The sequence below is a fragment of the Trichocoleus sp. Lan genome (assembly GCF_039961855.1).
GTDB lineage: Bacteria > Cyanobacteriota > Cyanobacteriia > Cyanobacteriales > FACHB-T130 > FACHB-T130.
Genome location: NZ_JAMPKA010000007.1, coordinates 38,779 through 56,211 on the forward strand (window position 1 = coordinate 38,779; position 17,433 = coordinate 56,211).

Consider the following 17,433-nt stretch of genomic DNA (forward strand, 5'->3'; position numbering starts at 1 on the left):
AAAGTCGGTTTAAAGCGACTAAATCTTGAATGTATTAGTCCGTTTTAATGGACTTCTGCTATTAGCTCGGAAATTGATTTCCGCGCGTTTCTATCCGTGCATTGCCTTGCGTTTGACTCGCTTTAACTTTTGCAGACTTGTCTGTGCTAGTTCTTTTTCTTGGGCGATTTGCTGTTGTTGTTCAGCTTGCGCGATCGCACTTGCAAGTTGTTCTAATCGAATGTCTGGTTGGGCCACGGCTTGTCGCAGAATAGCTTCTAAATTTCCGACGATTCGAGCAATGTTTGCGGCATCAAATAACTCGGTTTTGTACTCTAATGAGCCTCTTAAACCTGCGGCTGTCTCCGTTAACCCCAGCCTTAAGTCGTATCGCGCGATACCGCTGTAAAAGTCAACTGGACTAAGCGTTAATTTCGGCAGTTTCACATTTGGGATGGGGGCATTTTCCAGCGCAAACCAGACTTTAAATAAGGGAAATTCACTTTGTTTGCGATTGGGTTGTAGCGCTTCTACTAGCTTCTCAAAGGGCAAATTTTGGTGAGCATAAGCGCCTAAAGTGACTTCGCGCACTCGTGCTAATAATTCTCGAAAACTGGGATTTCCAGATAAATCAGTGCGAAGAACTAAAGTGTTGACAAAGAATCCAATTAGTGGCTCTAGTTCAACGCGATCGCGATTGGCAATCGGGGAGCCGATGAGGATATCTTGCTGTCCCGTGTAGGCATAGAGCAAGGTTTTAAACGCCGCCGAAAGCGTCATAAATAAGGTAGCTCCTTCCCGCCGATTAAAAGCTTGAATTGCATCGCTCAAATCTTTGGGGAAAGCAAAATTATGGATGGCACCTCGATTTGACTGAACGGCGGATCTAGGGCGATCGCTCGGTAATTCTAATGGTAAATTACCGCTTAATTGCTGTTTCCAATAACTTAAATGTTTTTCCAGCACCTCTCCTTGGAGATATTGCCGCTGCCAAACCGCAAAATCGGCGTATTGAATCGGTAATTCAGGCAGCAAAGAAATTTCCCCAGTCGTAAAAGCTTTGTAGAGTTCAGTCACTTCTTGCAACATCACTCCAATTGACCACAAATCAAAGATGATATGGTGCAGAACTAAAACTAAAATATGTTCTTCCTCACCGAGTTGCAGCAGTTGAATCCGAAACAGCGGTGCTTGAGTTAAATCGAAGGGCTTTAATGCTTCTTGGGAAATTAGTTGTTGAATTTTTCCTTCTCGCTCCGCCTCTGGAAACGCTTGAACATCGATAACAGGAAATGTCACTGTCAGAGTAGGAGCAATTTCTTGAATCGGTTGCCCTTCCATCACGAAACGGGTACGAAATATTTCGTGTCGCCGCACAATTTCGTTAAAGCTTTGCTCTAGCGCTGCAACGTCCAATTGCCCTACCAGGCGAACTGGTGCAGGAATATTATAGTCAGGCGAACCGGGTTCTAGGTTATCGAGAAACCACAGTCTTTGTTGAGCAAAAGATAGTGGTAGTGGCTGATTGCGGGAAACACGCGGAATGGAACTAGAATCTATTTGTTTTGCTTGCTGAGTTGAGGAAATTACTTCAGCTAATTCTGCAACAGTTGGTGATTCAAATAAAGTCCGTAGCGGTAATTCGACTTGGAAAGTTTCCCGCAGCCGGGAAGTTACTTGCATGGCGAGTAACGAGTGACCGCCTAATTCAAAGAAGTTATCAGAGGAACCTACCTGCTGTAGATTTAGAATTTGGGCATAAATATTGGCAACTGCTTGCTCAATGGGTGTACGCGGCGCAACAAAAGTTTTTTCCAAATCTGGGCGAATTTGGCTAAGAGTAATGAGCGATCGCCTATCGATTTTACCATTCTGATTTAGGGGAAATTCATCCAGCAGGATAAAGTTAGAAGGCACCATATATTCCGGCAACTTTTCCTGTAGATAATCGCGCAATTGAGGAACCAATTCACGAGTTAGTTTTCCTTGCAGCGGATTATTCGCATAGTTTCTCCAAGGTTTTAGTTTGCCACTTGTTTCCAAGAATGCTGGTAATTTGTCTGGAGATGCCAAGGTTTTATGCACAAATACTGCATCGTAATGATCGCCAGAATAATTAAGCTGAATGCAGTAAGATAAGTCTTGACCTAGAGCTAGAATCTCTTCAGATTCAATCCCATCTTCTGTATTGCTTTCTTGCAGTGATTTTCGCAAATCGGCAACAGTTTCTCCTCCATCATTTTCAGCTAGCAATTCTAAAGTTTTCATCTCAGATAGCAGACGCGCATTAGGAATTCCCGTGATTCCCAAAATCTCTGGGTTGGTTTCTTCCAGTAACTGACGAATACCAAGAGTCGGATTTTGCTTCTGCCAATTTAGCCAAGGGAAATCTTGCAAACAATCGACTTCAGCACCGACTCGAAGAATCACATCGTAGCGAAACTTGGTCAATTCATTCTGGTATTTACCTGGTTTGGGTTGAATTTGGACGTGACTAATTTTGGAAAATTCATGCTTCAGTGCCCTGAAAAATTCCGGATCGATAATTAGTTCCTGCTCTTGTTGTAAGCGTTTTTGGATGCGCTGCCGTAATTCAGTTATAGAAAGGTTAGAGGGAGCTTGATGCAGTTGTACAGAAGTATGGAAAGCTTCTAATAGCGGCAAACTACGCACATCCCCAATGAAGATAGAACCACCTGGTTTCACAGCATTTACAGCGCCTTCCAAGACGCGCAACAGATAGTCAGTGCTGGGGAAATACTGAATCACGGAGTTAATAATCACCACGTCGAAGGCACCCGCTTCTATTCCCTCAAAGTTATCTGCCAGTCGTCTATCTAGCGTTACTTGGGGCAGGTTTTGCGTTGTTAATTGCTGCTGAATATAGTCAAGTGCAGATTGAGAGAAGTCGGTGCCCAAGTAATGGGAACAATGAGGCGCAATGGGGAACAAAAGTAGACCAGAACCACAACCAATTTCAAGAATGCGAGAGGGTTTTAAGGCGAGAATTTGCTCAACAGTGCTGTCAACCCACATCCGCATTTCTTCGGCTGGAATTGGTAAGCCTGTATAGCTACTATTCCAACCACTAATATTCAAAGTATCTTCCTGAATATTGGAATTTTGGTGATAAGTCTTTTCAAAGACTGTTTCCCATTCCGATACCTGCTCAGAATGCCATTGTGTTTCTGGCAATTTATCTGAATCTTGAGGAAGTTGTTTTGTTGTCAAATAAGCAACAAGACGCTGAGTATTCAGGTCGTCCTCTTGAGCTAAGACAACGGTTTTCTCAATGGCTGGATGTTTAGCCAATACAGCCTCAATTTCCCCTAATTCGATGCGGAAGCCGCGAATTTTTACTTGATGGTCAATTCGACCTAAAAACTCTAGGTTGCCGTCAGGAAGATAACGAACTAAATCTCCTGTTTTATAGAGGCGCAACCTCTCCCCCAACCCCTCGCTTACGAGGGAAGGGGCGTCAGACTCCCCCTTCCTTCGTAGGGAAGGGGGCAGGGGGGTTAGGTTTTGATTAAATGGGTTGGCAATAAACTTTTCGGCTGTCAGTTCTGGACGATTGAGATAACCTCGCGCCAGTCCTGCACCGCCAAGATAGAGTTCGCCAGCAACGCCGATGGGGACAGGTTGTAGAGAGTTATCCAATACATAGACTTGTGTATTGGCAATCGGGCGACCAATAGGCGGAGTGCCTTGGCTACCGCGTTCGATTAAGGCGTATGTTGAATAGGTAGTATCTTCCGAAGGCCCGTAGAGATTAAATACCTGCTGGATGTGGTTTAGCTGATAGAGTTGCTGCACCAGATTATTTGGCAGGGGTTCGCCAGCAAGATTCACGGTGCGGACTGTTGCGGGGATAGCGTTATCTCGGAGTAAGGACGCGATCGCACTGGGCACAGTATTGATTAACGTCACCCGATCCGCCACTGGTAAAGTCGGCAAATACAAGGCGTTTTCAGCCAGAATGACCGTACCACCACAGCTTAAGGGCACAAACAATTCAAAAACTGACAAGTCGAAGCAGATAGAAGTAGAAGCCAAAACCCCTGCCATATCCGCTGGTGTAAACACTGTTTTCGCCCAATCAATTAGCGCCACAGTGTTGTAATGTGCGATCGCAACCCCTTTCGGTTTGCCAGTAGAACCAGAAGTATAAATGATGTAGGCGAGGTTATCTGCGCTTACTTGAGTGGCAGGATTTTCCGGGTTTGACTGAGCAATCATGTCCCAGTCAGAGTCTAGAGAAACAACCTTCGCATTGTGTTTAGGAAGACTCTCAATCAGTTGCTGTTGCGTCAACAATACCGATGCTTGCGTATCCTCTAACATGAACGCTAAGCGTTCTTGGGGATACTTGGGATCTAGCGGTACATAAGCACCACCTGCTTTGAGAATCCCCAAAAGTCCAATCACCATTTCCAAAGAGCGTTCCATGCAGACGCCAACCAAAACTTCTGGTTTCACGCCGAGTTTTTGCAGGTAATGCGCTAATTGATTCGCTCGACTATTGAGTTCGGTATAAGTTAGCTGTTGATTATCAAAAATTACCGCAACCGCATCAGGTGTCTTTTGTACCTGTTGTTCAAATAACTGATGAATCGATTGTAGAGATGCGATTAATCGTGTCTCTACATTATCCTGCGCCTGAATATTGTTCCATTCCACTAATAATTGATATCGTTCTGCGGCGGTCAAAATTGGTAAGTCGCCAAGACGCTGATTAGGATTAGCAGCAATACTTTCCAACAATGTTTGGAAATGCCCCAGCATCCGGGTAATTGTGGCGGTATCAAAACGGCGATCGTCGTACAAAATTCTGAGCGACAACTGGGTTCCCGTTCCTGCCATGATCGTTAGGGGATAGTTTGTCTTCTCAAAAACCTGCAAATTGTATATCTTTAGGTTCTGATTTTCTTCCCATTGTTCCGGTTCAACGGGATAGTTTTCTAAGGTGACAATGCTCTCAAAGAAAGATACGTTGGCAGGAATTTCACTCCATCCCTGAATTTTGACGAGAGGGCTATACTCGTACTGACGCATTTCTGCTTGTTGAGCTTGAAAACGATTTAACCAAGGCAAAAGTTCGGCTTCGGGATTTACATCTACCCGCATCGGCAAGGTGTTGACAAACATCCCGACAATCGATTCCACCCCCACTAAATCGGTTGGACGCCCAGAAGAAATCGCCCCAAAAATTACATCCTGTTCGCCACTGTAGCGACTCAGCAGAATCGCCCAGGCTCCTTGCACTAACGTGTTAATCGTTAAGCGATGCTGACGAGCTAAGGCTTCCAGAGCAGCGCTGACAGCCGGCGATAGCTTGATTTGCTGCTCGTTCTCGTTGTTTTCTAGACTCGCCCGATCGTGCATCCGGTCTAGTCCTAGCGGAGTCGGTGCGGTAAAGCCTTGCAGTGTCTTTCTCCAGAACGCTTCCGCTTTCGACAAATCTTGCTGCTGTAGCCAGGTAATGTATTCCCGGAACGGACGGGGGCGTTCCAGGTGTAATTCTTGACCTTGGCAGAAGGCTTGATAAAAGGCGTAAACTTCCTGAAAGACCAGGGGACCCGACCAACCATCTAAAAGGATGTGGTGATGGCTCCAAACCACTTGATAGGTATCATTTGCTAACCGAATCAAGGCGAGACGCATCAAGGGGGCTTGGGAAAGGTCGAAATCGCGATCGCGATCTGCTTGCAAAAACATTTCTAACCGTTCTGCTTGCAACTCCTGCGAATGCCGCCAATCTTGTTCCTGCCAAATTAGTTCAGCTTGGCGGTACACCACTTGATAGGGCTTTTCCAAATCTTGCCAAAAGAAGGCAGTCCGCAAAATCGGATGTCTGTCGATTACGCTTTGCCAAGCTTGCTTAAACGCCAAGGCATTAAAATCTCCTTGCACCGTCCAGCTATACTGCTCGAAATACATTGCCGATTTTGGGGCATACAGCGTATGAAACAGCAACCCCTGCTGCATCGGTGAAAGTTCGTAAATGTCTTCTAGATTTTCAACTTTCATGGCGGCTGCCTTTGGTAGATTGACTAATTTGGGCGAGCAACTTATCGAAGTCGCTGGTACTAGCTTTAGCGGCGATAAAGTCTGAGGGAGTGTAGCCGCCTGCTTCTGGAGATTGACAGTGAGCAATAAGCGATCGCAACGCCTCTATATATCCCTCTGCCAGTCGCTGCACTGTTTCCCGGCGATGTACTGATTCGCTAAAACTCCATTCCAGGCGCAGTTGACCGACTGCAACTAATCCATTAATTTCTAATAGATAGGCTCGGCTTCCCCGTGGGCTGTAAAGGTTTCCAGTAGATTCAGAGGCGATTTTAAATAGCGAGGATGGCGGTAAACTTTGGTCGAATTGACCAAGATAGTTGAAAGTTACCTCCGCTTGAGGCAATGCTTTTAGTGCCAAGGCGACTTCTTCGCTGCTGAGGTAGCGCAACACACCATAGCCAAAGCCACGATTGGGAATCCGGCGGAGTTGTTCTTTAACTGCTTTTAAAGCTTCTCCGGGTTTGCAATTTTTACCTACATTCAGCAGCAAAGGAAAGACTGAAGTAAACCAGCCTACAGTGCGGGATAAATCGATTGATTCTGAGAACGTCTCTCGTCCGTGTCCTTCCAGATCCACGAGAACCGAATCCATCCCCGTCCATTGTGAAAAAGCTTGTCCCAAAGCGGTTAGTAACACATCGTTTATTTGGGTGTTATAAACCTTGGGAACCTCTTGTAATAGAGCTTGAGTTTCTTCTTGACTCAAGCTAACGGATACAGTTTGAGCCGTATCCATTGTATTGATTCCGTTAGCATCTATTCCGTTAGCATCTATTCCGTTAGCATCTATTCCGTTAGCATCTATGGGTAAGCAAGAAATCGGTTTTTGCAATTCTGTTAGCCAATAATTTAGTTCTTGCTTTAAGGCGGCTGAATTTGCATATTCTCGTAGTTGTTCAGACCACTGTTTAAACGAAGTTGTTTTAGGCGGAAACTGAATTGATTTGCCTTGACTGATTTGTTCGTAACTTGTCTGTAAATCTTCAAGTAAAACTCGCCAGGAAACACCATCAACCGCTAAGTGATGAATGACAATTAGTAAACGGTTCGGCTGATTGTCGCCAAGCTCAAATAAAGCTACTCGAATCAGCGACCCTTCAGATAAATTTAAGCTAGCTTGAAGTTCATTAGCCGTAGCTTCAATCGCTTGTTTTTGCTGAGTTGCTGACAGGTTAGAAAAATCAAGTTTGATGAGTGGTATTACTTCATCAACATCAGCGTGAAACTGTTGCCAACCGGATGCATCCTTAACAAAGCGCAATCGAAGTGCATCGTGATGTCTCAGTAATGCCTGTACTGACTTTTTCAACCAAGTAACATCCAAATTTCGCCGGTTTTCTAGCAAAACTGCCTGGTTCCAATGGTGAGCATCAAGTAGATTTTGCTCAAAGAACCATTGCTGAATGGGTGTTAAAAGTACCGTTCCAGTTACAATACCTTGTTCAGCTTCAATTGTGGTCTGGGTGGTACCCGCTACCGCCGCTAACTCTGCAATTGTTTGATATTGAAAAATTTGTTTTGGACTTAGCTGAAGTCCTGCATCACGCGCTTTAGAGATTATCTGAAGACTTAGGATAGAATCTCCACCTAACTCAAAGAAGTTATCGTGAATGCCAATTTTCTCAACTCCCAGAGCCTGCGCCCAAACTCTCGCCAGAACTTCTTCCCTTGTGGTTTGAGGTGCGGTGTAAGCTGCTTCGACTTGGGAACGAGTGGGATCTGGAACTGGAAGCGATCGCCTATCTAATTTACCATTAGGTGTTAGCGGTAAAGCCTCCAACACCACAAAAGCCGATGGCACCATATAATGCGGTAGCTTTTCCTTCAAAAAACTACGCAATTCTTTAATTAATTCTGAATCTTGTAGGGACGCACAGCCGTGCGTTTGTCCTAATTCAACATTATTAATATTGCTCACTATATAAGCAATCAAGCGTTGGTTTCCTGGTTCATGCTCGCCAGCTAAAACCACAGCCTCACGCACCGCAGGATGTTGACTTAACACCCCCTCAATTTCTCCTAGCTCAATCCGGTAGCCGCGAATTTTTACTTGATAGTCAATTCTGCCAATAAACTCAATATTCCCATCAGGTAGAAACCGCGCTAAATCTCCAGTTTTATAGAGGCGGGACTCTGGCTCATTACAAATTTCTTGTCCCCCCGCGCTGCTTGCAAAGAGGGGGCTAGGGGGTGAGGTTCTGACTCTAAAAGGAGTAAAAATAAACTTCTCTGCTGTCAACTCAGGGCGGTTGAGATAACCCCGCGCCAAGCCAGCACCCCCAACATACAATTCTCCAGGAACGCCGACGGGTAACGGCTGTAAATGGGAGTCTAAAATGTAAAGCTGAGTGTTGGTAAAGGGACGTCCAATTGGTACTAACTGCTCACTCGATAAATGAGCCGTTCCTTCAAAATAAGAACTATCAATCGTGGCTTCTGTCAAGCCAAAAGAGTTAATCAGTCGCGTCTGAATTCCACAAAATTGGCGGATTATTTCATACTCTCGTACATACCAACTATCAGAACCACAAACTAGCAGCCGCATAAAATCGAGACGTTTGTTGTTCTCCTCTACATATTGAACTAAGCTCCTCAAAACAGCCGGAACAAATTCCGCACAGTTAATTTTTTCCTGGAGCATCAACTCATAAAGCTTTGGCGGATCTAGTAGGAATTCGCGGGGACACAGAACCAACTTTCCACCAGAACATAAGGCACGAACGAAGTCTCCTGTAAATACATCAAAGGAGAAATTCGCCATCTGAAGGTGACAACTTGATGCAGCGCGAAGTTGATAAGTTTCTTCCCAAGCTAGATAGATACTAACCAGGCTGCTATGCTGAATCATCACTCCTTTAGCTTTGCCAGTAGAACCGGAAGTATAGATAATATATGCCAGGTTCTCAGCAGTCACTTTGGTAAGTGGATTCTTGGTACTATTTTGTGAAATTACCTCCCAATCTGCATCCAGACACACAATTTTTGTTTCGTGTTGAGGCAGACTGTTTAACAACCGATTTTGAGTCAGCAACACAGGCACTTGGGTATCTGACAACATGAAAGCCAAGCGCTCTGAAGGATAGGCAGGGTCTAGCGGTACATAAGCGCCCCCCGCTTTGAGAATGCCTAAAATTCCGACGATCATCTCTAGGGAGCGTTCTACACAGATGCCAACCAAAACTTCTGGTTTGACCCCTAATTTTTGCAAGTGATGCGCTAGTTGATTCGCCTTTGCATTGAGTTCTGCATAAGTTAGTTGTTGGTTCTCAAATACAACGGCAACTGCATCTGGTGTCTTCTCTACCTGCGCTTCAAATAACTGATGAATACAGAGATTTTGAGAGTAATTCGCTTGGGTGTCATTCCAGTCAACTAGCAACTGATGCTGTTCGGCTTCTGTTAGTAATGGCAAGTGTGATAGGGGGCGATCGCAATCAGCAACAATACCTTCTAGCAAGGTTTGGAAATGCCCCACCATACGAGTAATCGTGGTCGCGTCGAATAGGTCAGTGTTGTACTCAAACGAGCCAATCAGTTCTTCTCCCCGCTCGACCATATCCAGGCTCAAATCGAACTGTGCCGTACCGCTGTCCACTTCCAAAGGAGTCAGGGTTAGTCCCGACGCTAGCTGCATCGCTGGCATGGGAGCGTTGTTAAGAGCAAACCACACCTGAAATAGAGGATTTTGACTCAAATCCCGCTCTGGTTGGAGTTCTTCTACTAGCTTTTCAAAGGGCAAATCCTGGTGAGCATAAGCACCTAACGTTACTTCCCGAACCCGATTTAGTAACTCTTTGAAAGTGGGATTGCCACTTAAATCTGTTCGCAGCACCAAGGTATTGACAAATAACCCGATTAATCCCTCAACTTCCGCTCGGTTGCGATTAGCGATCGCGCTCCCCACAATCAGGTCATCTTGGTTTGTGTAGCGGTGTGCTAGCGTCTTGAATGCCGCCAGCATTGTCATAAACAAAGTCACACCTGTTTGCTGACTTAGAGATTTGAGCGCTGCTGTCAAGGTTTTGGATAGGACAAAAAATTGCTTTTTCCCCGTGTAAGACTGAATAGCAGGTCGAGGGCGATCGCTTGGCAGTTGCAGCACTGGCAAAGAACCACTCAATTGTTGTTTCCAGTAATTGAGCTGAGTTTCCAAAACTTTCCCCTGAAGCCAGTCACGCTGCCAAACAGCAAAGTCTGCATACTGAATTGGAAGTTCCGGAAGCGGTGAGGGGTTGCGATTAGAAAAGGCTTCGTAAAGTGCTGCCATTTCTCGCAGAAATACCCCCAAAGACCAACCATCAGAGATGATATGGTGCATGGTCAGTAGCAACACATGATCTGCTTCATCTAGTCGTAACAGCGTGACTCGCCACAGAAGAACTTTAGTTAAATCAAAAGGTTGTTGGATTTCCTCATTTGCTCTTGCATAAATCTCAGCTTCTCGCTCACTTGCAGGTAGCGCTGTTAAATCTACAATCGGCAAGTTTAGAGTCAAGCTGGCTCGGATAACTTGCACTGGCTGACCATCTTCAACCGCAAACGTCGTCCGCAAAGCTTCATGGCGTTGCACCATTTCATTGAGACTTTGCTCCAAAGCAGCAATGTTCAGCTTCCCTGTAAGGCGGACAGCGGCAGGAATGTTGTAGAAAGGACTGCCTGGTTCAAATTGATCCAGAAACCACAATCTTGCTTGTGCAAAAGAAGTCGGAAGAACGAAAATATCGTCTTCTTGAATGTCTGTTGTAGCATCCCAGGAAGAATGCAATGTCATCGTTTACTCTCCCTTTTTTGATTGATTATGGGAACCGCGTCGAGCCGTTCTGAAAATTGGCTGAATCGCCGCTTCCTGAGCATCAGCGTTACTCTCTTTGGTTTGTGAAATGCTTTCAGCAAGTCCAGCAATTGTTGGCAACTCAAATAGATTTCGCAAAGGAATTTCTACTTGAAATGTGCGACGCACCTTAGAAATCAGTTGAGTTGCGACTAAAGAGTTACCGCCTAACTCAAAGAAGTTGTCGTGAATGCCTACCCGCTCAAGGTCGAGAACTTCAGCCCAAAGTTGCGCTAGTTTTTCTTCAAACGGATTCCGGGGAGGTATATAAGCAACTGTTGATAAAGATAGATTTTTCGGTGCAGGTAATGCTCGACGTTCGATTTTGCCATTTGCAGTTAAAGGTAACGCCTCTAAAAACATAAACGCAGATGGCACCATATAACTCGGCAGTTTCTGCTTCAAGAAGTCCCGTAGATCGTGAATGTCGGGTGCTTGTTCTTTCGGCACAATGTAAGCGACTAAACGCTTGTCACCTGGGTTATCCTCCCGCAACAAAACTACTGTTTCTCGTATAGCTGGGTGCTGCATTAGCGCTGCTTCAATTTCTCCCAGTTCGATGCGGAAACCCCGCAGTTTTACCTGATTGTCAATCCTGCCAAGAAACTCAATGTTGCCATCAGGTAGATAACGCGCCAAATCTCCAGTTTTGTATAAGCGACTCTCCCCCAAAGAGTCCCCTGCTAAGGAATCGGGCTGAATCGTTAGGTTTTTAAACGGATTAGGAATAAACTTCTGTTGTGTCAAATCAGGACGATTGAGATAGCCTCGCGCTAAGCCAACGCCGCCGATGTGGAGTTCACCAGCCACACCGACTGGGACAGGTTGCAGGTGCCTATCGAGGATATAAAGTTGAGTATTCGCGATCGCGCGACCAATCGGAACGATAGGGAGTTCGCTTTCCCGTTGACAAGCCCAATACGTGACATCAATGGCTGCTTCCGTTGGACCATAAAGATTGTGTAATTGGGCGTCCAACCGCGCAAAGAACCGTTGTTGAAGTTCGTAGGATAAAGCCTCACCACTGCAAATCACTCGTTTGAGACATTGACATTTTTGCACTTCCAACTCTTCTAGGAAAATCTGAAGCATTGGCGGCACAAAATGAATCGTAGTGATTTCTTCCTGGGCAATCAGCTCCACTAAATAAGCGCTATCTTGATGTCCTCCTGGTTTAGCGACAACCAGACGAGAACCCGTTATCAAAGGCCAAAAGAATTCCCATACAGAAACATCAAAGCTGAAGGGGGTTTTCTGTAAAACTCGGTCAGTTTGTGTTAGTTGATAAGTATCTTGCATCCACAATAAGCGATTGCAGATACCGCGATGGGTATTCATCCCCCCTTTGGGAGTTCCTGTGGAGCCAGAGGTATAAATAACGTAAGCTAAATTTTCTGCCGTCACCCTGCTAGAAGGATTTTCTAAGCTCTCTTGGGCAATGATTTCCCAATCTGTATCGAGACATAAAACTTGAGCATTGTGTTTGGGAAGATTTTCAACTAAATGCTGTTGAGTTAACAGCACGGGAACCCCAGCATCTTCTAGCATGAAAGCTAGGCGTTCTGGAGGATAGGATGGATCGAGAGGAACATAAGCTCCACCCGCTTTCAGGATGCCAAGTAATCCCACCACCATTTCTAGGGAGCGTTCCATACAAATACCAACCAAAACTTCTGGTTTTACGCCTAGCTTTTGCAAGCGATGCGCTACTTGGTTGGCTTGTTGATTTAATTTTTCATAAGTTAATTGTTTGCCTTCAAAAACAACAGCAATATTATCTGGTGTTTTTTCTACCTGAGCAGCAAATAATTGATGGAGACACGCATCTTTCGGGTAGTCAACTTGAGTGTCGTTCCATTCTACGAGTAACTGATGTTGTTCTTGTTTTGAAAGCAGAGTGGATAACTCATAACGTGCCGTAGGTTGGCTTGCCATGACTTCAAGAGTCTTAGCGTAATATCCCCTAATCGCCTCTCTTTCTTGTAGAGAAAATGAGGCTTGATATTCCAGCTTGACTTGAACGCGATCGCTTACCGGATTCAAGACAAAATTAGCAATTAAAGCAAAGTTTGTCTTTTCAAAAAAGGCTGCGTCTAATATCTCAATGTTTGCCAGACCTAAAACACTTTCATAAACATGAAAATGCGTAAAGTTAAAAGCTGTTTCAAAAAGCGATTCTCTATTTAAAACATTCTGCAACTCTGGCAGGGGATAGCGGCGAAAAGGTAGCAATTCCCGCTCAGAGGCAAAAGTTTGTTTTATTAAATCTATCCATGTTCCTCCTGGCAATTCTTGGCGAAATGGCAGCGTGTTCAGGAAAAGTCCTAGAACCTTTTCACCATCTTTTTTTTCTGGTCTTCCATTGGAGACTAAGCCAGTTAAAACTGCTGATTGACCGCTCAACAAACTTAATACTCGCAGATGTGCTGCAAGGAGAACACTTTTTAGGGGAACGCCTGCGGATTCAGCGAGTTGCTTTAAATTTGCGGAAGTCTCAGAAGAGAGGAATATTTCCTGCACGCAGGGTTTCTTTTGATGCGTTTCTTCAGCGCGAGGAAACCAGCGAGGCAGTTTGGTAATGGTACTGTCTTTTAACTTCTCGCTCCAAAAATTGCGACATTCCTCGGAGGCGATCGCTTGACGTTCTAAAGATACAAAATCTCGGAAATGACTAACGGGTGATGGCGTTGCTAGCGCTTTTTCGCCTTTCAGCAAGGCAGAATACTGTTGAAACAACTCAGAGAATAAAGAAGCGACACTCCAACCGTCGAGAATAGCATGGTGGAAGCTGAGGGTAAGTTGAAAGGTTGCCTCACTGCGGCGATGTACGTGAAATTTCAGTAGCGGCGGACGAGTCCAATCAAAGTTTCGGCTTTTTTCGATTTCAAACCAGTGAGTGAGTGCGTCTGCTTGTTCAGAATGACGCCAATCCTCTACTTGCAGAGGAACTTCAACTGTCTGATGAATGAGTTGTAGGGGTTCTTTGAAAGTAGTTAAGTCGAAGCAGGTGCGTAATACTGCATGACGACTGATTAGATATTTGATGGCTGTTCGCAATGCTTCGAGGTTAAAAGTAGCTTGCACCTGGAAGCTTACAATGTCGTGATAAACTGCTGTTTCTGGACTGTATTCGCTATGGAACAGCATCCCCGCTTGCAACTTGGTGAGGGGATAGGCGTCCTCGATTCCATTGGGTAATTTTTGACGATCTGCTTCCGAAATCAGGCTAAAAGGTGCAACGGGAGCAGTCTTTTCAATTTCACTTGCTTCTAGATGTGGTGCAAGTTCAGAAATCGTCTGATATTGGAAGAGTTGTTGTATAGAGAAATTTAAGCCTCGGTTTTGCACAAGCGATCGCACTTGTATACTCCGAATCGAATCACCACCCAAAGCAAAGAAGTTGTCGTGGATGCCAACTTGCTCCAGCTTGAGAACTTCGCGCCAAACTTCCGCCAGCACCTGCTCTGCGGGCGTTCTAGGTGCCACAAACGCATCGTCTAAGTTGGGTCTAGCTACCCCCGGAGATGGCAATCCTTGACGATCTACCTTGCCGTTGGGAGTTAGCGGTAAAGACTCCAAAGTCACAAAGGCAGATGGGATCGAATACTCTGGCAGTTTCTGTTGTAAGTAAGAGCGCAATTCGCTAACTGTGGGAACTGCTGCTGACTTAGGAACAACATAAGCCACCAATTTAGAATTTCCCTCATCTTCCCGAATTAGCACCACCACGTCTCGAATTTGTGGGTGCTGTGCTAACACCGACTCGATTTCTTCTAGTTCAATCCGAAAGCCTCTGAGCTTGATTTGGCGATCGCATCTTCCCAGATACTCAATCGTGCCATCAGCTCGGTAACGCGCCAAATCCCCGGTTTTATACATCCGTGCATTTGGTTCATCGCTAAACGGATTGGGAATAAACTTTGCGGCTGTCAATTCGGGACGATTTAAATACCCTCGCGCCACTCCTGCACCGCCGATATGTAGCTCACCAATTACGCCAATTGGAACAGGTTGCAGATGCCGATCCAAAATATAAAGTTGCGTATTGGCAATCGGACGACCAATCGGAACCGAGCCTGATTGATGCTTGCCTAAAGGAACTTGATAAATGCAGCATCCCACAACCGTTTCTGTAGGGCCATATTCATTTACCAACACAGTATCTGGAGCAAATTTTCGCCAAAATTCAAGGCTTTGAGCTAAAAGATTTTCGCCGCCAATAATAAAGGCTTTGGTTCGACCTGCGACTTCCTCAGGTACTAACTGATGGCGCAGCAAATCCAACTGAGCCGGGGTGATTTTAATTAAACTAAAGTCACCACCTTGACGCAGCGCAATACTCAGAGCTTCGATACCCTGCGCTTCAGACAGCAAGATTACCCGATTTCCCACTAATAAAGGTGAAAATAACCCGGTAATCGTCATATCGAAGCTCAGGGAAGAGTTAACTGGAGCGCCTTTTCCGGCTTCGACGGCGTAAGCTTGCGAACACCAACTTAAGTAATTAACCAATCCTCGATGGGGAATTAATGTTCCTTTTGGCTTACCTGTGGAACCGGAAGTATAGATGACATAAGCGAGGTTATCAGCGTTAACTTCTTTGGCTGGACTGGCTACACTTTCTTGGGAAATGCAATCCCAGTCTGCATCTAAATAAATAACTTTAGCGGTGTGGTGAGGTAGCTTTTCGACCAAATGCTGTTGAGTTAACAACACCGACATCTGAGCGTCTGACAGCATGAAAGATAGGCGCTCTTGGGGATAGGAGGGGTCTAACGGCACATAAGCTCCCCCTGCCTTGAGAATGCCGATGAGTCCGACCATCATCTCCAAAGAGCGTTCTACACAGATGCCAACCAGAGATTCCGTTGTTATCCCCTGTTTTTGCAGATAATTCGCCAGTTGGTTCGCACGTTCATTTAGCTGTTTGTAGGTGAGGTGTTGGTTCTTAAAGACGATAGCAACAGCATCCGGTGTTTTCTCGACCTGCTGTTCAAACAACTGATGAAAGCAGCTATCGGCGGGGTAATCAGTCTGAGTCTGATTCCACTCCACCAACAACTGATATTTTTCCGCCTCCGTCAATAACGGCAAGTCCGACAAACGGCAATCGGGATTCGCCACAATACCTTCCAGCAGCGTTTGAAAATGCCCCAGCATCCGAGTAATTGTGGCTTCATCGAACAAGTCGGTGTTGTACTCCAACGTCCCTGTCAACCCTTCCTCGGTATCCGTTATCTCTAGCGTCAAATCAAACTTGGCGGTGCCAGTTTCCACCTCCAAAAGGCTCAAACTCAGACCTGGTAACTGCAACGCTGTTTTAGGGGCAGTGTGGAGGGCAAACATCACCTGGAACAGGGGTGTATAACTGCGATCGCGACTTGGCTGTAGTTCCTCTACCAGCCTTTCAAAGGGCAGATCCTGGTGAGCATAGGCTTGTAGCGCCACTTCTCGCACCCTCGCCAGCAATTCTCGAAAACTTATGTTTTCAGACAGCAGCGTGCGTAAAACTAGCGTGTTGACAAAAAACCCAATCAGATTCTCCGTTTCCCTCTGGCTACGATTGGTCATGGGAGTGCCAATCGAGATGTCTTCCTGCCCCGTATAGCGGTAAAGCAGCGTGTTAAAAGCCGCTAATAGCGTCATAAACAGCGTGCTTTCTGACTGCTGACTCAACGTTCTCAGCGATAAGGCAAGCGGTTGGGAAATGGTGAAAAATTGCCTAGCGCCCTTAAAAGTATTAACAGTTGGTCGCGGTCTATTTGTAGGCAGTTCCAGAATTGGGGAAGCACCCGTTAATTGCTGCTTCCAGTAGTTAAGCTGAGTTTCTAGAACTTCTCCCACAAGCTGCTGTCGTTGCCATGCCGCAAAGTCGGCATACTGAATTGGAAGTTCAGGTAAAGGTGAGGGATTTCCTTGACAAAAAGCTTCATACAATGCTGCCAATTCTTGAATAATCACACCACGAGACCAACCATCAGAAACAATGTGGTGCATCGTGAACAACATCAGGTGTTCTGCCTCACTCAGATGCAACAGCTTCACTCGCAGCAGTGGTTCCTGGGATAGGTCGAAAGGACGTTGTGCTTCCTCTTTTTTCGCATCTTCTAACACCTGCTGCCCTTCGTTTTCAGGCAAATCCCGCAAATCAATTACGGGCAGATTTAACACCAAATCTGAAAATTTTTCCTGCACGGGTTCTCCCCCCACCGCCATAAAACGGGTTTGCAGAACTTCGTGCCGTTGTCGAATTTTATTTAGACTTTTTTCTAGTGCTTTTACATTTAAAAATCCTGTCAATCGGATAGCGATGGGGACATTGTAAATAGGGCTAGCTGGCTCTAGCTGATGAAGAACCCACAGCCGTTGTTGATGAAAAGATAAAGGCAACGATTTGGAATCTTTTCGTTGAGTAATCGAGTGATTTTTAACAGAACTCAAACCCTTTTGTTTGAGCCGAAGTTCCAGTAGCGCCCGTTGTTCCGGAGATAAACCAGCAATTCTTTGAGAAATATTATTCATAATTAATTACCCATAAAAGCTTAGTGCTA

The 17,433-nt window shown here is 45.4% G+C and carries 3 protein-coding genes; all 3 read right to left on the minus strand.

Features of this window, described 5'->3' with window-relative positions; translation table 11 throughout:
• Positions 1 to 90: 90 nt before the first annotated feature.
• From NDA03_RS08235 to NDA03_RS08245, 3 genes are read right to left on the minus strand one after another with little or no spacing between them, the layout of a single operon-like run.
• On the minus strand, positions 91 to 6,009 hold the full coding sequence (locus NDA03_RS08235; RefSeq protein ID WP_348237790.1) for an amino acid adenylation domain-containing protein: 5,919 nt from the start codon (positions 6,007 to 6,009) through the stop codon (positions 91 to 93).
• The gene (locus tag NDA03_RS08240) at positions 5,999 to 10,822 is read right to left on the minus strand and encodes an amino acid adenylation domain-containing protein (RefSeq protein ID WP_348237791.1); all 4,824 of its coding nucleotides are present in this window, start codon (positions 10,820 to 10,822) and stop codon (positions 5,999 to 6,001) included. The genes NDA03_RS08235 and NDA03_RS08240 overlap by 11 nt, the downstream gene beginning before the upstream one ends.
• Positions 10,823 to 10,825: 3 nt before the next feature.
• Positions 10,826 to 17,404: an amino acid adenylation domain-containing protein gene (locus NDA03_RS08245; protein ID WP_348237792.1), complete on the minus strand. Its 6,579-nt coding sequence runs from the start codon at positions 17,402 to 17,404 to the stop codon at positions 10,826 to 10,828.
• Positions 17,405 to 17,433 lie beyond the last annotated feature (29 nt).